Genomic DNA, 17082 nt, shown 5'->3' on the forward strand with positions numbered 1-17082 from the left:
CTGGAGCCACCCGTGACCACCTCACCCCCCGGCGACCGCCTCACCCATGTCGACGAACAGGGCGCGGCCCGGATGGTCGACATCTCCGAGAAGGCCGTCACCGCGCGCACCGCCGTCGCGGCCGGCCGGGTCCGGGTCGCTCCCCGGGTGGTCGAACTGCTCCGCGGCGAGGGCGTCCCCAAGGGCGACGCGCTGGCCGTCGCCCGGATCGCCGGGATCATGGGCGCCAAGAAGACGCCCGAACTGATCCCGCTCTGCCACCCGATCGCCCTCTCCGGCGTCACGGTGGAACTCTCCGTCGCCGACGACGCGGTCGAGATCACCGCCACCGTGCGGACCACCGACCGGACCGGTGTCGAGATGGAGGCGCTGACCGCCGTGGCGGTGGCCGGGCTGACCGTGATCGACATGGTCAAGGCCGTCGACAAGGGCGCGGCCATCGAGTCCGTCCGCGTGCTCGGCAAGACCGGCGGCAAGAGCGGCGACTGGAGCACCCCCGAGGTGTCCGCGTGAGGGCGCTCGCCGTCACCGTCTCCAACCGCGCCTCGGCCGGCGTGTACGAGGACAAGGGCGGCCCGCTGCTGGTCGCCGGTCTGCGCGGGGCGGGCTTCACCGTCGACGGCCCCCGGGTCGTCCCGGACGGCGAACCGGTCGAGGCCGTCCTGCGCGAGGCCGTCGCGGCCGGGTACGACGTGGTGCTGACCACCGGCGGCACCGGCATCTCCCCGACGGACCTCACCCCCGAGATGACGGCCCGCGTCCTCGACCGCGAGATCCCCGGCATCCCCGAGGCGATCCGGGCCCACGGGCGGGAGAAGGTGCCGACCGCGGCGCTCTCCCGCGGGCTGGCCGGCCTCGCCGGACGTACCCTGATCGTCAACCTGCCGGGCTCGACCGGCGGCGTCAAGGACGGCCTGGCGGTCCTGGAGCCGCTGCTCGCGCACGCCGTCGACCAGCTCGGCGGCGGCGACCACCCCCGGCCCGACGCACCAGCTTCCGGGAGAGCGCACTGAACGCCGGCTGGCCGGTAGAGCTCCACGAGGGGGACGTCGCGCTGCGCCCGATCAGGGCCCGCGACCAGGGCGACTGGCAGGAGGTCAGCCGGCGCAACCGGGACTGGCTGCGGCGCTGGGAGGCGACGGTGCCCCCGGGCCCGGCGGCCCACGGCGCCGGCCGTCGCCCGACCTACCGGCAGATGGTCCGTTACCTGCGCAGCGAGGCCGCGGCCGGCCGGATGCTGCCCTTCGTCGTCCTCCACAAGGGCCGGCTGGTCGGTCAGCTGACCGTCGGCGGGATCACCTGGGGCTCGATGTGCTCGGCCAACGTCGGCTACTGGATCGACGAGGCGGTGGCGGGGCGGGGCATCATGCCGGCCGCGGTCGCGCTCTCGGTGGACCACTGCTTCCGCACCCTCGGCCTGCACCGGATCGAGGTCTGCATCCGGCCGGAGAACACTCCGAGCCGGCGGGTGGTGGAAAAGCTGGGCTTCCGCTCGGAGGGAATGCGGCCGCGCTATCTGCACATCGACGGCGACTGGCGGGACCACCTGGTGTTCGCGCTGACCGCCGACGAGGTGCCGGAGGGGATGCTGGACCGCTGGCGGGCCCTCAGTTCGGTGCGTCGGCCCAGAAATTGAATGTATGTTCGAAAAGAAATATCGATATGGCATCGGCGTGGCGACGGACGGGCACAAATGACGGCAAATTAGTCGGAGAATCAGCTTGATCACACGACACGCCGTGCCAAATTGCTACCGGCCCTTCCCCCGCGCCCGTACGGTGTGAAACGTGAGCAGTAGCGGCCTTATCTACGCCGTCATCGTAGGGGCCTGGGCCGCCTATCTGGTGCCGATGTGGCTCCGCAGGCAGGACGAGCTCAACGAGGCGCGCCCGACGGAACGCTTCAGCACCGCCATCCGCCTGCTGGCCGGGCGTTCGGCGCTGGAGCGGCGGGCGTCCCGGGCCCTGAGCGACGAACCGCGTGACGACGAGCAGAGCAGCGACGACGGCCCTCCCGAACGGGACGGGGCCGCGGTCGGGGACCCCTCCGACGAGCCCTCCGGTGGCCTCGCCGGCGACCTCGCCGACGATCCCTCCACCGGTTCTCCGGCCGGGGGCGGATCGGCGGACGAGCCGGCGCCCCGCCCGGCGGAGCGCACCGAGGGACGGTCCGCAGGTACGGCCGGCGGCCCCGAGCGGCGGGCCCGGTTGCTGGCCCGGCGTCGCCGGATGGTCACCGTCCTCTTCCTGGTCTTCGCCGTCGGCGCGGTGGTCGCGGCGGTGGCCGGACTGGCCTTCCTCTGGGTCCCCGCGGTCCCGGCGGCTCTGCTCACCCTCTACATCGGGCACCTGCGCCGGCTGGAGCGCCAGCGGTACGCCGTGAAGCTGGACCGGGTCCGCGCGGCCCAGGCCGCCGAGCGGCTGCGCAAGCGCGAGAAGCAGCGCGCCGAGGCCGCCCGCGTCGCCGCCGAGGCTCCGGCCCCGGTGGCCGAGCCGGAGCCCGCGCCGCGGACCGGACGCGGCCGTCCGCACCTGCGGCTGGCCACCGATGCCGACGCCGCCCGGGCGACCGCCGCACCCGGTTCGGCCTCGGCCGTCGCGGAGGCGACCGAGCACGAGGAGTGGGTCGACGGCATGCGCGAGCGCGGCGCGGCCGGCCCGGACTCCTGGGAGCCGGTGCCCGTCCCGCTGCCGACCTACGTGACCGCGCCGGTGGCCCCCCGGGTCAGCCGTGGTCTCGACCTGTCGGCGCCCGGCACCTGGACCGCCGGTCGTCCGGCCGAGGCCCGCAACACCCCGCTCTTCGACCAGTACGCCGAGCCCTCCGCCGCGGAGTCCCGGCCCCGCGCGGCCAACGAGTGACCGGTCGGGGGTGCCGCGGCACCCCCGACCTGGGACGCCGCCCGGGGGTGGTCACGAGCCCCCTCCGAAAGGTGCTAGAGTTTCTTCTCGTTGGGGCTGTGGCGCAGTCCGGTAGCGCACCTCGTTCGCATCGAGGGGGTCAGGGGTTCGAATCCCCTCAGCTCCACCCAACGGACCGGTTCCGACCGGTTCACGAAATCCCGCCCGGTGGACTCCACCGGGCGGGATTTCGCGTTGTGCGGGCGGCGCCGGCCCCGGTCGTGCGGTCAGGGTGACGCCGGACCCGGCCTGCTGAGTGCCGGTCACCCCGGGGCCGGGCGGGACGCCGGTGCCCGGCCCGGCGGCGCACCGCTGCGGACGGCCGCCGCGCGGCACGGCTCGCCGGCGGTCACTCCTTCACGACGACCACGGTGCAGCGCGCGTGGTGGACGCAGTAGTGGCTGGTGGTGCCGAGCGGGGCGCCGGGCGGGGCGGTGCGGCCGCGGCTGCCGAGGACGAGCACGGCGGCGCCCTCGGCGGCGGCGGTCAGGGCGGGGCCCGGCGGGCCGGCCTTGAGGTGGCGCAGGACGGCCGGGGCGGTGGGGGAGAGGGCGGCGGAGAGGGACTCGTCGAGGATCCGGGCGGCGCGGCGCTCGGACTCGAACCCGTCCAGCGCGGGCGGGACCAGACCGCGCTCGTCCTGCCGCAGGGGGAACTCCCAGACGGTGACCGCCTCCAGCGGGCCGCCGGTGAAGCCCGCCAGCCGGGCGGCCCAGCGGACGGCGGCGAGGGAGAGCCGGGAGCCGTCCACGCCGACCACGATCCTGCCGTCCGGTCGCGGGGTCATGGTCCGAGCGTAGGACGGCCCGGAGGGGACGGCGAGACGGCCGAGGGCCGGCCGAGCGGGTGCTCGGCCGGCCCTCGGGGCGGGGTCGGTCAGGGCTGGCCGGAGCCGGCGTACGGGCCCGGCTGCGGTGCGCCGGACTGTGGCGGCACCGAGCCGTAGCGGGCCGGGCGACGGCCGCGCGGGTGCCGGGTGAGGGTGTAGCCGGCGACACCGGCCAGAGCGGCGAGGATGCCGCCGGCCAGGGTCCAGAACCAGCGGCTGTTCCAGCCGGAGAACCAGCCGGTGTACCAGTGGTCCTCGGGCTCCTCGGGCGCCGCCGCCTTGACGGTCGCGGCGCCGCCGCCGGCCGGCGGGACCAGCGGGGCCTTGAGCTCGCCGCCCTCGGGCTGGGCGTTGTCGGCGTCGCCCTTGGCCGCCACGTGCAGCTTGACCGAGGCGGCCAGGCCGAGGTCGGGCTGCGGGGCGTCGGCGACCGAGAGCCGCACGTAGTAGGTGCCGGGCAGCGGGTCGCCGGACCAGGGCTCGGCCCAGGAGCGGACCTCGCGCAGGGTGCAGCTCAGCGCGAGCGAGGCGGTGGCCTGCTCGGCGGTCGAGACCTGGGTGCCGGCGGTGCAGGACTGGCGGCGGCGCAGCCCGTCGAACACCTCGACGCTCCAGGTCTGCGGGCCGTGCCGGTCCGCGGACGGGGGCAGGGTGACCGACAGGCCGACCGTCGGGGTCTGGCCCTCGGAGGCGCCGAACGCCCAGTACAGGTAGTCGCCGGTGGAGGCGGCGACGGCGGCGTCCTGGCCGGGGGCCAGGTTGACGGCGGTCAGGAAGGAGGTGCCGGCCTTGTTGGCCGGGGCCGGGGTGCCGCTCGCGCTCGGGGAGGGCGAGGCGGCGGAGGCGGCCGGGGCCGCGAGGGTGAGTGCGGGGAGCAGGGCCAGCGCGGCCACCGCGCCGCGCAGGGAGGCGCGGATCGTCGAGTGGGTCATGGTCAGTTCTCCTGCCAGACAGCGATCCGCCAGCGGGCGATCCAACCGAACAGCAGGCCGGTCAGCAGGCCGGCCAGGGTGAGCACGAGCAGCAGGATCCAGCCGCGGCCGAGGCCCATCGCGGGGCCGTCCGGGGAGGGCGAGGCGGCGGTCAGGTCGACCGTCAGCTCCAGCGGCAGGCCGGGGTCGGCCGCGATGCCGGGCTGTGCGGCCAGCGAGTTGGAGATCACCAGGCAGACGGTGGTCTCCGGCTTGCCGCTCGCCGAGGCGGACGGGGTCGCGGTGGCGTAGCCCTTGGAGTCGTCGGTGGACCAGCGCAGGCCGGTGGAGATCACGTCGGTCCGGCCGCTTCCGGCGTCGGTGCCGCGGACCAGCTCCTGGCCGGTGGTGCTGGTGGCCTGGAGCAGGACCCCGTAGTCGCGGGCCACCGGGCGGTCCAGGGCGACGCTGACGGAGGCGCGCAGCTCCTGGCCGGCCTTGACCGGGACGCGGTAGGTGCGGTGCTCGGAGAACTTCTCGCGGTCGCTGTAGACGCCGGGGGCGAGGACCGGCGCCGACTCGCACTTGTCGGTGCCGGTGGTCTTCACCGGGGCCACCGTGTAGGTGTCGTTGGAGCGGTCGACGAGCTGCTTCACCTTCTCGGTGAGCTGCTCCTGGGTGCGTACGTCGGTGTAGGTGCCGCCGGTGGCGTTGGCGATGCAGAGCAGCTGCTGACGGGTCTTGTCGTCGTGGGCCAGGCCGAGCGTGTCGATCACCAGGTGGATGCCCTGGGCGGCGAGTTCGCGGGCGACGTCGCACGGGTCGGGCGGGGCGCAGGAGTCCTCGCCGTCGGTGATCAGCACCACCCGGCGGGTGGTCTCGCCCTTGCCGAGGTCCTCGGCCGCGCCGCGCAGGGCCAGGCCGATCGGGGTCCAGCCGGTGGGCCGCAGGGTGGCGACGGCCGTCTTGGCCTCGGTCTTGTTGGTCTTGCCGACGGGGAAGAGCTGCTTGGTGTCCAGGCAGCCCTGCGCCTTGTCGTTGCCGGGGTAGTTGGCGCCGAGGGTGCGGATGCCGAAGTCGGTTTCGGCGGGCAGGGCGTCGATCACCTCGTTCAGCGACTGCTGGGCCACCGCGATGCGGCTCTTGCCCTGGATGTCGGCTTCCCGCATGGAGCCGCTGACATCCAGGACGAGGTCGACCCGGGGTGCTTCCTTGCCGGCGGAGCCGGCTGATGGTTCGTCGGCATGGGCGGGCAGGCCGCTGAGCAGCGCCCCGCCCGTTATCGCCAGGGCGGCCAGCAGGCTGCCGAGCCTGGCCTTCGGTCGTCGTCCGGTAGTCACCCGTCGATCCTAGGGATCATCAGTTCCCCGTGGCCAACACGGTCCGGTGCGCGAACCGCCGGACACCGGCGCGAACTCGTGGGCGCCGGTGGGGGATCGGGGCGGGGGCGCCCGGTCGTGCGCCGGTCGCGCGGATACCGGGCGGGCCTGGCGGGCAATCCGGGACACACCGGACGGATGAACCGATAAATATGGATAGCGCTCGTTAGGGTGACGAGCGGGCCGCGGGGGCCGCCGCACCGGCGCCCGGGCCCGGCCGGAACGTCCGACTGAGGGAAGGACCCGCACGTGAGCAACCTCTTCGCGATCGCCTATCCGGATCTGGCCACCGCCAAGGCGGTGCGCAACGCGGCGGTCGGGCTGCAGACGCAGAAGCTGATCGAACTGGAGGACGCGGTCGTCGTCGAACGCCGCGAGGACGGCAGGATCAAGCTGCACCAGCAGGTGAGCACCACCGGGGCGGGCGCCGCGTCGGGCGCGCTCTGGGGCGGGGTGATCGGCCTGCTGTTCTTCATGCCGTTCCTCGGCGCGGCCGTCGGCGGCGCGGCCGGTGCCGCGGTCGGGGCCTCCACCGACATCGGGGTGGACGACGACTTCATGCGCCAGGTCGGCGAGCACCTCCAGCCGGGCACCGCCGCGGTGTTCCTGCTGGTCCGCAAGGCGACCGCGGACAAGGTCGTGCCCGAGCTGGCCCAGTACGGCGGGAAGATCATCCAGACCTCGCTCTCGTCGGCCGCCGAGGCCGAGCTGAAGGCGACCGTCGAGGCCGCCCGGGCGAACGCCGCACCGGCTCCCGTCTGAGCCCTCGGCGCACGGGGCCGGCCGGCCCCCACCTGACCAGCCGCTCACGTCGGGGCGGACGGGCCCGCCGCCCGTCCGCCCCGATCGTCACCTCCCGGCGGTCCGGAGCCCGGGACCCGGGCTCCCGCGCCGGGCCGACCCGAAGCAGGAACTCCCGCAGATCGACACCCAGGACGGTCCGTGGCGACACCCTCCGCCGTGACGACAACCGCCCGCCGGCCGCGCCGGACGGTGCGGACCCGGCGCAACACCGAACTCGCGCTGGTCCTGGCCGCGGTGCTGACCGCCGTCCTCGGGTACGCCGAAGTCGGCCTCAACATCGACGGCACGGTGCCCGCCGACGCGGGCGAGTACGGGGCCGCGCTCGGCGTGCTCGCCCTGCTGGCGCACGCCGCGGTCCGCTGGAAGGCGCCGTACGCGGATCCGCTCCCGCTGCCGATCGGGGTGCTGCTGAACGGCATCGGACTGGTCGTCATCTACCGGCTGGACCGTTCCACCCCGGGTGACGCGGCGCCCACCCAGCTGCTCTGGTCCACGCTCGGGGTGGGCCTGTTCATCCTGGTGCTGTTCCTGCTGCGGGACCACAAGCGGCTTCAGCGCTACGCGTACATCGGGGCGCTGGCGGCGCTCGTCCTGCTGGTGCTGCCGATCTTCTTCCCCCCGGTGTACGGCTCGCGGATCTGGATCACCCTGGGGCCGCTCTCCTTCCAGCCGGGCGAGTTCGCGAAGATCCTGCTGGCGGTCTTCTTCGCCGCCTACCTGGCGGTGCACCGGGACGCGCTGGCGCTCACCGGGCGGCGGGTCTGGCGGTTCCAGTTACCGCGCGGACGGGTGCTCGCGCCGGTCCTGGTGATCTGGGCGGCGTTCGTCGGCGTGCTGGTGCTGGAGACCGACCTCGGCACCTCGCTGCTCTTCTTCGGCCTCTTCGTGGTGATGCTGTACGTGGCGACCGCGCGGACCGGCTGGATCGCCATCGGGCTCTTCCTGGCGGGGATCGCCGCGGTCGGGGTGGGCCTGCTCTCGCCCCACGTGCACAGCCGGGTCAACGACTGGCTGGACCCGCTCGGATCGATCGCCGCCGGGCGGGGGGCCAACCAGATCGCCCAGTCGCTGTTCGCCTTCGCCTGGGGCGGGGAGCTCGGTGCCGGGCTGGGCAACGGCCACTCGGCGCTGATCGGCTTCGCCGCCAAGTCCGACTTCATCCTCGCGACCATCGGCGAGGAACTCGGGCTGACCGGGCTGGTCGCGCTCTTCCTGCTCTACGCGCTGCTGGTCTCGCGCGGGTTCCGGACCGGGATCGCGCTGCGGGACCCGTTCGGGAGGCTGCTGGCGATCGGGCTGGCGGCGATCGTCGGCCTCCAGGTGTTCGTGGTGGCGGGCGGGGTGCTCGACCTGATCCCGCTGACCGGGATGACCCTGCCGTTCGTCGCCCAGGGCGGCTCCTCGGTCGTCACCAACTGGATCATCGTCGCGCTGCTGGTGCGGATGAGCGACATCGCCCGGCGGCCCGCCCCCGGGGAGGCCTGATGGCGCGCGACCGCGCCGGCGGCGGGGGGCCCGCCGGCGACCGGCCGGGGGGAGGCCGGCCGGGGGACGGGCCGCAGGGCCTGCCGGGGATCTCCGTCACCGGCCGCCGGGCCGGCACGTTCTGCCTGCTGCTGATCGTGGTGCTCTGCGCCCAGGCCACCAGGGTGCAGGTGTTCCGGGCCGGGGAACTGAACCACAACAGCGCCAACCAGCGACTCACCATCGAGCGCTACTCCCAGCCGCGCGGCGACATCCGCGTCGGCGCCGACACCGTCACCGGTTCCGAGCCCACCGGCGGGCGCTACGACTACAAGCGCACCTACACCGACGGTCCGCTGTACGCGGCGGTCACCGGCTACTCCTCGCAGACCTACGGCAACACCCAGCTGGAGGGGACCGAGGACGAGCTGCTCTCCGGCACCGACCTCCGGCTGGCGAGCTGGGCGGTCTGGGACGCGGTGGCGCGCCGGCAGAACCCCGGCGGGGACGTCCACACCACCGTCGACCGGGCCGCCCAGCAGGCCGCGATGCGGGGGCTGGGCCGGCAGAAGGGCGCGGTCGCCGCGATCGAGCCCGCCACCGGGCGGATCCTGGCGCTGGCCTCCACACCGTCGTACGACCCGGGGAGCTTCGCCGGCACCTCGGCCGACGACCAGGAGGCCTGGAACCGGCTGCAGGCCGACGCCGATCAGCCGATGCTCAACCGGGCGCTGCGGCAGACCTACCCGCCCGGCTCGACGTTCAAGGTGGTGACCGCGGCCGCGGCGCTGGAGAGCGGCGTGGTCACCGACATCGACGCGCCCACCGACGCGCCCTTCCCGTACGTCATGCCGGGCACCACCACGCCGCTGGTCAACGACACCCGGGCCTGCGACGAGCCCGGGCAGTCGCTGGACGCGGCGATGGTCCGCAGCTGCAACAGCGTGCTGGGCCACCTCGGTGTGCAGGTCGGGCTGGAGCGGATGACGGCGATGGCGGAGGCCTTCGGCTTCAACGACGCCGGGCTGGACACCCCGGTGCGGGCGGCCCGCTCGAACTTCGACACCCGGATGAACGCGTCGCAGCTGGCGCTCTCCTCGATCGGCCAGTTCGACACCGCCGCCACCCCGCTGGTGATGGCGATGGTCGCCGCGGGGGTGGCCAACAACGGCACCGTGATGAGTCCCCAGCTCGTCGACAAGCTGACCAAGAGCGACGGCACCGCCGTCCAGCTGATGAAGCCGTCCGTGTACCGGCAGGCGATGAGCCCGGGAACGGCCGGGCAGGTGCAGCGGCTGATGACGGACGTGGTGGAGAACGGCACCGGACGGAACGCCCGGATCGACGGCGCGGTGGTCGGCGGCAAGACCGGCACCGCCCAGCACGGGCCGGACAACAGCGGGACGCCGTACGCCTGGTTCGTCTCCTGGGCCAAGCCGGCCGGTTCCGGCGGGGTACCGCCGGTGGCGGTCGCCGTGGTGATCGCGGACAGTGACGCCACGGACGTCACGGGTGGCGGGCTCGCGGCGCCGGTCGCCCGCGCGGTGATGCAGGCGGTGCTCGCCGGATGAGGCCCTTACCTCCCCGTGTCGGCCCCGCGTCCACCGGGTTGACCTGCTGCTTTATCTGCTCGATGGCAGATCCGCCGTTTGCGAAGTGTCCGGTTTGTGTAGGCGGATGTGACGGTTCGTACAATGCGCGCCGCGGGACTGTTCGTTTGCAACACTGGTGCTTTCGCGCGGTCCTGTCCCATCTTTGTTCGGTTGGTCCCCGATGGCACCCCACGGCGCGTCGAGTGACCGGCCGCTAGGACACCCTCCCTGGGACACCCTCCCTCGCCTAGAAGGACCCTCGTTTTGGCCAGCAACACCCTCGGCGCGCGCCTCATGAGGCGCAAGCCCGTCTCCACCCTGATCGCCGAGAGCGAAGGCCGCGACGGCCCGCCCGCCGGTGCGCCCGAGGAGGGCGGACGCTCCGGCATCCACCTGCGACGCTCGATCGGGCTCTGGCAGCTGTCCGCCATCGGCATCGGCGCCACCATCGGCACCGGCATCTTCTTCGTGCTCAGCACGGCGGTGCCCTCGGCCGGCCCGGCCGTGATCCTCTCCTTCGTGATCGCCGCCGTCACCGCCGGCCTCACCGCGCTCTGCTACGCCGAGATGGCCTCCGCCATCCCGGTCTCCGGGTCCTCCTACTCGTACGCCTACGCCACCCTCGGCGAGGGCGTCGCGTTCGGCGTCGGCATCTGCCTGCTGATGGAGTACGGGGTCTCGGCCTCCGCGATCGCGGTCAGCTGGGCCGAGTACCTGAACAAGTTCTTCGACCTGGCCTTCGGGTTCCAGATCCCGGAGGCGCTCTCCGGCGCGCCCGGGAACGGGCACTGGTTCAACCTGCCCGCGCTGCTGCTGGTCGCCATGGTGTGCTTCCTGCTGATCCGCGGCGTCAGCGAGTCGGTGAAGGTCAACGCGGCCATGGTGGGCATCAAGATCCTCATCCTGCTGCTCTTCATCGGCGTCGCGCTGACCGGCTTCCACTCCGGCAACCTGACCCCGTTCATGCCGCTGGGCATCGGCGGCGTGCAGGTCGCGGCCTCCAGCATCTTCTTCTCCTTCATCGGGCTGGACGCCGTGTCCACCGCCGGTGAGGAGGTCAAGAACCCGCGCCGCACCCTGCCGATGGCGATCATCATCTCGCTGGTCGTGGTCACCGTCCTGTACATCCTGGTGGCCGTCGCCGGCATCGGTGCCCAGCCCTGGGAGAAGTTCGACGGCCAGGAGGCCGGCCTCGCCCAGATCCTCCAGGACATCACCGGCCAGAGCTGGCCCGCGATGGTCTTCGCGTTCGGCGCGATCATCTCGATCTTCTCGATCACCCTCGTGGTGATCTACGGCCAGACCCGCATCCTGTACTCGATGGGCCGCGACGGGATGCTCCCCAAGCGCTTCGCCCAGCTCTCGCCGCGGACCGGCACCCCGGTCTGGAACACCATCGTGGTCGGTATCGGCGTCGGTGCGCTGGCCGCCTTCATCCCGCTCAACGTCCTGGCCGACATCACCAGCCTCGGCACCCTGATCGCCTTCTCGGTGGTCTCGATCGGCGTGATCATCCTGCGCCGCACCCAGCCCGACCTGCCGCGCGGTTTCCGGGTGCCCGGCTACCCGGTCGTCCCGCTGATCAGCATCGGCTTCTGCGTCTACCTGATCACCGGCCTGCACGCGGACACCTTCCGGGCCGGTGCGATCGCCCTGGTCGTCGCGGTCGTCGTGTACTTCGGCTACAGCATCAAGCACTCCAAGCTGGAGCGGGCCGGGCGGCCGGCCGGTCCGGGGCAGCCGACCGACACGAACGCCGGCTGAGTCCCTTGAGCAGAGAACCGGGCCGTCCGGGGGTTCCGTCCCCCGGACGGCCCCGTTCGCACCTGCGGATACTCGCGGCGCAGACATGGCGACAGGGCGCAGCCCCCGGCCCTAACCTTCCACCATGGTGAGCACCCGCACGCCCGGCTACTCCCGCCCGCGCGGCCGCTTCACCGGTCGGGGCGGGACCCCGGACCCGCCCGGCCCCGACGTCCCCCCGGCCAGACCCGCCCGGCTGCGGGGCCGTCCGCCCCGTCGTCCGTTCCCCCACCAGCGCGGCGAGAGCGGTCCGCCGGTCCCGCTCGATCGGCTGAATCCGGCCCGGCTCGCCGGGCACCGGGGCGTCCAACTGCTCGGCTGTCTGGTCGCGGCCGGCTGGGCCGCCGCCTTCCCGGTCGTCTCCGACCTGCCCAACCAGAGGCTCTGGGGCGCCGTCGCCGCCCCCTCCTACCTCCTCGCCGGGCTGTTCTGCCTGGCCCTCCCGCGCCGCGTCGCCGCCCGGAGCGCAGCCGCGGTCGCCCTGCTCGGCGCCGTCCTGGTGCCGCTGGCCGTGCTCGCCCTCCAGGGCCGCCACCAGTCCGAGGTGATGGTGGTCGAACGCTCGGCGCACCTGCTGTTCACCACCGGCAGCCCGTACCTGCCGGACCCGGTGACGGTCACCGACTACAACCCGTACCTGCCGGGGATGGCGGTGTTCGGGGTGCCGCGCGCGCTGCTCGGCGACGGCAACGCGGTGGCGCGGCTGGCCGGGGACGCCCGGATCTGGTTCGCGCTGGCCTTCGTGGCCTGCCTGGTGGCGGGCTGGCGGCTGCTGCGGCCGTCCCGGGACCGTGCGCCGCTGCTGCCGCTGACCGTGCTCACCGCCTCGCCGCTGATCGCCCTCGCGCTGGTCGGCGGCGGCGTGGACCTGCCGTTGATCGGGCTCTGCTGCCTGGCCATGGCCCTGGCCGAGCGTGACCGCACCGTCCCCGCCGGACTGGTGCTGGCGCTCGCCGGCACCCTCAAGTGGACCGTCTGGCCGGCGCTGCCGGTGGCCGTCCTGCTGCTCTGGCGGCTCTACGGGCGGCGGCCGGCCGGCAAGGCCGGGCTCACCGCCCTCGGCGCCGGCCTGGTCGTCATGGCCCCGATCGCGCTGGTCCGGGCGGACGCGCTGCGCGAGCAGGTGGTGCGGTTCCCGCTCGGGCTGACCGCGATCCAGACACCGGCGGGCAGCCCGCTGCCCGGCAAGGTGCTGGCCGGGTTCGGGCCGACCGGGCACACCGCCTCGCTGGTCCTGCTGACGGTGGGCGGGCTCGGTGTGGCGATCTGGCTGCTGGCCCGTCCGCCGGTCTCCGCGATCGCCGCCGCCGACCTGCTGGCCGCCGGGCTGGCGATCGCGTTCATGCTGGCCCCGGCCGGACGGTTCGGGTACCTGGCGCTGCCGGTGGTGCTCATGATCTGGCCCCGGCTGGCGGCCCGGCGGTGGACCGCCCGGCCGCCCCGCCCGGTCGGCTGCCTGCTGGCCCGGCCGGAACCCGCCCTCCCGGGGCGCTGAGAAGCCGGAGCCCCGGGGCCGGTCGGGCCTCCGGGGCGCGGGCGGGACGGGCGGGTCCGGGGAGGGCGGGTGCGGAGCGGCCGCGGTGCGGCTGCGGTGCGCGGCTCAGCGGTTGCCGGCCGCCTTGATGACGGAGGCGACGGCCGGTCCGGCCGCGTCCACACCGTGACCGCCGCCCTCGACCTCGGCGGCGACGGCGATGTTGCCCCGGAAGGCGGTGAACCAGCTGTTGGTGGTGGTGATGCCGGTCGCCTCGGCGGAGCCGGTCTTGGCACCGGCGTTGTCCGAGATCCCGGCCATCACGTCCTTGGCGGTGCCGTCCTTGGCGGTGGCCGCCATCATGGCCTTCAGCTTCGCGGCGGCGTCGGGGGAGAGGTCGCGGGCGGCCTTCTGCTGCGGCAGCTCGGCGACCAGGATCGGCTGCTTGAACGTGCCGCTCTGCACGGTGGCGGCCACCGAGGCGATGGCCAGCGGGTTCATCTGGACCTTGCCCTGGCCGATCGACTGCATGGCCTGCTCGTCCTTGTTGGTGCCGGCGTCCGGCACCTGGGCGTCACTGCTGCGCAGGCCGGTCTGCCAGTTCAGGCCGAGGCCGAAGACGTCCTTGGCGGTGGTGGTCAGCGCACCCGGCTTGAGGCTGGCCAGGCCCTGGTCGATGAAGGCGGTGTTGCAGGAGATCATGAAGTCCTGCTGGAGGGTGTTGTTCGGGTACACCTCCTTGAACGAGTTCGGGATCGCCTGCGGGTTGCTGCTCTTCGCCGGGCAGGCCACCACGGTGTCCGGGTTGACCCCGGCCTCCAGCAGCGCGGCCGAGGTGACGATCTTCATCGTGGAACCCGGGGCGAGCTGACCCTGGAAGGCCCGGTTCTGACCGGTCACGGGCGCGTTGGCGAAGGCCAGGATCTGGCCGGTGCTCGGCTCGATGGCGATGATCGAGCCCTTCTTGCCCCCGAGGTCGGTCATCGCCTTCTCGGCCGCCGCCTGCAGGGTGGCGTCGACGGTCAGCTTGAACGGCTTGGCGGGCTTGGGCTCGACGATGGTGAACAGCCGGTCCACGGCGCTGTTCGGGTCGGCGGGGTTGGTGATCACCACGCCGCTGCCCGCGTCGCTCTGGTCCTTGTTCTGCTCCGCGAGGAGCTTCTGGACCTTCGTCTGCGCCTCGGTGACCAGCGACGCGGTGATCGAGGGGCTGTTCAGCGCCTTGTTGTTGCGGTCCACGACGTTGCCGGGCGGGGCGAGGACCGGCTGGGTGGCGATCACCTCGCCGGGGGCCAGGTGCGGGTGCAGGACCGTCGGCGCCCAGTGCACGGCCGGGGTGTCGTCGCTCATCTTCACGACGTTGAGGAAGCCGTTGTAGTCCCAGACCCGGTTGGTGCCCTCGAACTCGGCGCGGGCCTTGAAGCCCATCAGCACGCCGGTCGGCCCGGGCGTCGCCGCCGCCGACGGCGTGTCGGTGGCGGCGGCGGCGGCGGTCGGCGCGGCCGTGCCGGAGGCGGCGGGGGCCGACGGCTTCGCCGGAGAGGGGGTGCCGGTCGCCGAGGCGAAGGCCGCCGGGGTGGCCGGGCCGGCCGGCGCGAGGGTCAGCCCGCTCGGCTTCACCTGGTCCCGGAAGGCGGTCAGCGCCGTGGTCGCGGTCGCCGGGTCGTCGGTCAGCGAGGCCGCCTTGGCGAGGTCGCCCGCCGCCCAGGCCGCCAGGAAGTCCTTGGCGCCGGCCGCCGCCTGCTCGGCGCTCGGGGGCTCGGCGACCACCGTGCGCGGCTTCTTGGCGGGTGCCTCGTCCGAGTCGCCCGAGCCGCCGACGAGGCTGTACGCCCCGTAGCCGCCCGCCGCCAGCATGGCGACGGCCACGCCGGTGATGATGCCGGTCTTCGCGCCACTGCGCATGGTGCTGCTCCCCCAAGGGTCGGGCGATCGGGCCGCAGCCGGAGGTGGCCGGATGCGCGTTCGGTGCCCAGCCTAGGCAGCCGAACTCCGTGCGCCGACGAAACGCCCGGGTCTTGTGACGGATCTGGTACGTGTCGCACACCGCTCCGGTACCCTCCCCGCCCCGCGCCCGGGGTCCGTCAGATCCAGCTGTTGAACCACATCCGCTGTCGCCAGTCGTCCATCGGAATCGTCTCGCCCGTATACAGGGGGTAGAAGAAGAGAAAGTTCCACATGATCAGCAGGACGAGCAGACCGGCACCGGCCGAGCCGATGATCCGGCGGTCCCGGGAGGCTCCCGCGGGCCCGATCATCGCACCGATCAGCATGGTCACCGCGAGCACCAGGAACGGCACGAAGCAGACCGCGTAGAACAGGAAGATGGTCCGCTGCTGGTAGACGAACCAGGGGAGGTAGCCGGCCGCCAGGCCGCAGAGCACGGCGCCGGCCCGCCAGTCGCGGCGGACCGCCCAGCGCCAGAGGCAGTAGACCAGGGCGACGGCGCCGGTCCACCAGAGCAGCGGGGTGCCGATGCCCAGCACCTCGCGGGCGCACTCGCTGACCGTGCACCCGGCCTGGCCCTGCTTCGGCGACTCGTAGAAGAACGAGACCGGCCGGCCCACCACCAGCCAGCTCCACGGGTTCGACTGGTAGGTGTGCGGGTCGCTCAGGTGGGTGTGGAAGTCGTAGACCGTCGAGTGGTAGTGCCAGAGCGCGCGCAGGCCCTCCGGGATCCAGGGGAAGTCGGTGGACCGGCCGACCGCCCAGTCCCGCCCGTAGCCGCCCTGGTTGGGGACGGTGCTGCTGGCGAACCAGCCCCACCAGGAGGTGATGTAGACGACCACCGAGGTGCCCACGATCGAGACGAAGGCGGGCACCGCGTCGCGCACCAGCGTCCACAGGTACGGGCGGCTCGCGCCGGCCAGCCGGCGCGAGCCCACGTCCCACAGCACCGTCAGCAGGCCGAAGGCCGCCGCCACGTACAGGCCGCTCCACTTGGTCGCGCAGGTCAGGCCCACGCAGACGCCGGCCGCGATCCGGTACGGGCGCCAGCCCAGGTTGAGCCGGTGGGCGAGCCCCGTGTCCGGGCCGTCGCCGATCCGGGCGGCGATCCGGGCCCTGGTGCGGTCGCGGTCCAGCAGCAGGCAGCCGAAGGCGGCGAGGATCCAGAACATCACCACCAGGTCCAGCAGGGCGGACCGGCTGAGCACGAAGTGCAGGCCGTCCACCGCGAGCAGCAGCCCGGCCACGCAGCCCAGCAGGGTGGAGCGGAAGAGCCGGCGGGCGATCCGGGCCACCATCAGCACCGAGAGGGTGCCGAGCAGGGCCACCGCGAACCGCCAGCCGAAGGGGTTCATCCCGAACAGCTGCTCGCCGGCCCCGATGATCCACTTGCCGACCGGCGGATGCACCACGTACGAGGGGTTCGACTGGTACGGGACCCCGGCGCCCGCCATGATCTTGTCGTTGGCGCCCTCCGGCCAGCTGATCTCGTAGCCGCCGTGCCAGAGCGCGTAGGCGTCCTTGGCGTAGTACGTCTCGTCGAAGATGATCGCGTTCGGCTGCCCGAGGCCGGTGAACCGGAGCAGTCCGGCGAACAGGGCCACCGCGAGCGGGCCGAGCCAGCCCGCCCAGCGACAGAGCCAGGACCAGAGCGGCGCCGGCAGGGATATGCCCAGGCGGAGCAGGAGCGGCGAGGGCGGGACCCGCTTCGGCGTCACGCCCCGGCCGTCCGGCATCGGCGGCGCCAGGCGCTCGGCCTGCGAGGCCTTGAGCGCCGGGGTGTAGCCGAACCGGGCGAGACCGCGCAGCCAGGCCGGGCGCGGTTCCCGGGCGCCGTCGGCCTCGGCGTCGCCGGCGGTGTCGCTGGCGGTACTCGTGACGGTGCTCGTGCCGGTGCCGGCCAACGGCTCGGGGCCCTCGGCGTGGCCCCGAACGCGGTCGGAGACGGGGCCGGGGCCGGGGTCGTCCCCCGGGGCGGC

General features: G+C 73.7%; 14 protein-coding genes and 1 tRNA gene. 10 read left to right on the top strand and 5 right to left on the bottom strand.

Features of this window, described 5'->3' with window-relative positions:
* Nucleotides 1–72 precede the first annotated feature (72 nt).
* From moaC to PUR56_RS42955, 5 genes are all read left to right on the top strand, one after another.
* Nucleotides 73–513: a cyclic pyranopterin monophosphate synthase MoaC gene (gene moaC / locus PUR56_RS42935; RefSeq protein ID WP_380358372.1), complete on the top strand. Its 441-nt coding sequence runs from the start codon at nucleotides 73–75 to the stop codon at nucleotides 511–513.
* On the top strand, nucleotides 510–1013 hold the full coding sequence (locus tag PUR56_RS42940; protein ID WP_329883335.1) for a MogA/MoaB family molybdenum cofactor biosynthesis protein: 504 nt from the start codon (nucleotides 510–512) through the stop codon (nucleotides 1011–1013). The genes moaC and PUR56_RS42940 overlap by 4 nt, the downstream gene beginning before the upstream one ends.
* Nucleotides 1010–1636 (top strand): GNAT family N-acetyltransferase, encoded by a 627-nt coding sequence (locus tag PUR56_RS42945; protein WP_329953019.1) that lies wholly within the window; start codon nucleotides 1010–1012, stop codon nucleotides 1634–1636. The genes PUR56_RS42940 and PUR56_RS42945 overlap by 4 nt, the downstream gene beginning before the upstream one ends.
* A 151-nt stretch (nucleotides 1637–1787) precedes the next feature.
* Nucleotides 1788–2861 carry a divisome protein SepX/GlpR gene (sepX, locus tag PUR56_RS42950; protein WP_329952994.1) on the top strand — a complete coding sequence of 358 codons (1074 nt, stop codon included), beginning with the start codon at nucleotides 1788–1790 and terminating at the stop codon, nucleotides 2859–2861.
* Between the two features lie 92 nt (nucleotides 2862–2953).
* A tRNA-Ala gene (locus PUR56_RS42955) sits at nucleotides 2954–3027 on the top strand.
* A gap of 222 nt (nucleotides 3028–3249) precedes the next feature.
* Here the strand turns inward: PUR56_RS42955 and PUR56_RS42960 are convergent.
* The 3 genes from PUR56_RS42960 to PUR56_RS42970 form a co-directional block, all read right to left on the bottom strand.
* Nucleotides 3250–3687 carry a universal stress protein gene (locus tag PUR56_RS42960; RefSeq protein WP_329952995.1) on the bottom strand — a complete coding sequence of 146 codons (438 nt, stop codon included), beginning with the start codon at nucleotides 3685–3687 and terminating at the stop codon, nucleotides 3250–3252.
* An 89-nt stretch (nucleotides 3688–3776) separates the two neighbouring features.
* Nucleotides 3777–4661, bottom strand: coding sequence for a peptidase (locus PUR56_RS42965; protein WP_329883338.1), 885 nt, complete (start codon nucleotides 4659–4661; stop codon nucleotides 3777–3779).
* A 2-nt stretch (nucleotides 4662–4663) separates the two neighbouring features.
* Complete coding sequence (locus tag PUR56_RS42970; RefSeq protein WP_329883339.1) at nucleotides 4664–5980, bottom strand: VWA domain-containing protein; 1317 nt, start codon at nucleotides 5978–5980, stop codon at nucleotides 4664–4666.
* A gap of 288 nt (nucleotides 5981–6268) precedes the next feature.
* Here PUR56_RS42970 and PUR56_RS42975 point away from each other — a divergent pair, with 288 nt between their 5' ends.
* The 5 genes from PUR56_RS42975 (at nucleotide 6269) to PUR56_RS42995 (ending at nucleotide 13177) form a co-directional block, all read left to right on the top strand.
* A complete protein-coding gene (locus PUR56_RS42975; protein ID WP_329952996.1) occupies nucleotides 6269–6781 on the top strand; it encodes a DUF1269 domain-containing protein in 513 nt (170 codons plus the stop codon).
* Nucleotides 6782–6979: 198 nt separating this feature from the next.
* On the top strand, nucleotides 6980–8308 hold the full coding sequence (locus PUR56_RS42980; protein ID WP_329952997.1) for an FtsW/RodA/SpoVE family cell cycle protein: 1329 nt from the start codon (nucleotides 6980–6982) through the stop codon (nucleotides 8306–8308).
* The gene (locus PUR56_RS42985) at nucleotides 8308–9858 is read left to right on the top strand and encodes a penicillin-binding transpeptidase domain-containing protein (RefSeq protein ID WP_329952998.1); all 1551 of its coding nucleotides are present in this window, start codon (nucleotides 8308–8310) and stop codon (nucleotides 9856–9858) included. The genes PUR56_RS42980 and PUR56_RS42985 overlap by 1 nt, the downstream gene beginning before the upstream one ends.
* A 285-nt stretch (nucleotides 9859–10143) precedes the next feature.
* Nucleotides 10144–11643 carry an amino acid permease gene (locus PUR56_RS42990; RefSeq protein WP_329952999.1) on the top strand — a complete coding sequence of 500 codons (1500 nt, stop codon included), beginning with the start codon at nucleotides 10144–10146 and terminating at the stop codon, nucleotides 11641–11643.
* Between the two features lie 124 nt (nucleotides 11644–11767).
* A complete protein-coding gene (locus tag PUR56_RS42995; protein ID WP_329953000.1) occupies nucleotides 11768–13177 on the top strand; it encodes a glycosyltransferase 87 family protein in 1410 nt (469 codons plus the stop codon).
* Nucleotides 13178–13282: 105 nt separating this feature from the next.
* Here the strand turns inward: PUR56_RS42995 and PUR56_RS43000 are convergent, their stop codons facing one another.
* Together PUR56_RS43000 and PUR56_RS43005 are read right to left on the bottom strand one after the other, a co-directional pair.
* Complete coding sequence (locus PUR56_RS43000; RefSeq protein WP_329953001.1) at nucleotides 13283–15061, bottom strand: penicillin-binding transpeptidase domain-containing protein; 1779 nt, start codon at nucleotides 15059–15061, stop codon at nucleotides 13283–13285.
* Between the two features lie 179 nt (nucleotides 15062–15240).
* Nucleotides 15241–17007: a dolichyl-phosphate-mannose--protein mannosyltransferase gene (locus PUR56_RS43005; protein WP_443034641.1), complete on the bottom strand. Its 1767-nt coding sequence runs from the start codon at nucleotides 17005–17007 to the stop codon at nucleotides 15241–15243.
* Between the last annotated feature and the right edge of the window lie 75 nt (nucleotides 17008–17082).

The organism is Streptomyces sp. BE303 (assembly GCF_036290945.1).
Lineage (GTDB): Bacteria > Actinomycetota > Actinomycetes > Streptomycetales > Streptomycetaceae > Kitasatospora.

Excerpts from the sequence above, each read along its gene's own strand:
- PUR56_RS42965 (WP_329883338.1), bottom strand. The coding sequence starts at position 4,661 with ATGACCCACTCGACGATCCGCGCCTCCCTGCGCGGCGCGGTGGCCGCG.
- PUR56_RS42960 (WP_329952995.1), bottom strand. The coding sequence starts at position 3,687 with ATGACCCCGCGACCGGACGGCAGGATCGTGGTCGGCGTGGACGGCTCC.
- PUR56_RS42985 (WP_329952998.1), top strand. The coding sequence starts at position 8,308 with ATGGCGCGCGACCGCGCCGGCGGCGGGGGGCCCGCCGGCGACCGGCCG.
- PUR56_RS43000 (WP_329953001.1), bottom strand. The coding sequence starts at position 15,061 with ATGCGCAGTGGCGCGAAGACCGGCATCATCACCGGCGTGGCCGTCGCC.
- moaC (WP_380358372.1), top strand. The coding sequence starts at position 73 with ATGGTCGACATCTCCGAGAAGGCCGTCACCGCGCGCACCGCCGTCGCG.
- PUR56_RS42995 (WP_329953000.1), top strand. The coding sequence starts at position 11,768 with ATGGTGAGCACCCGCACGCCCGGCTACTCCCGCCCGCGCGGCCGCTTC.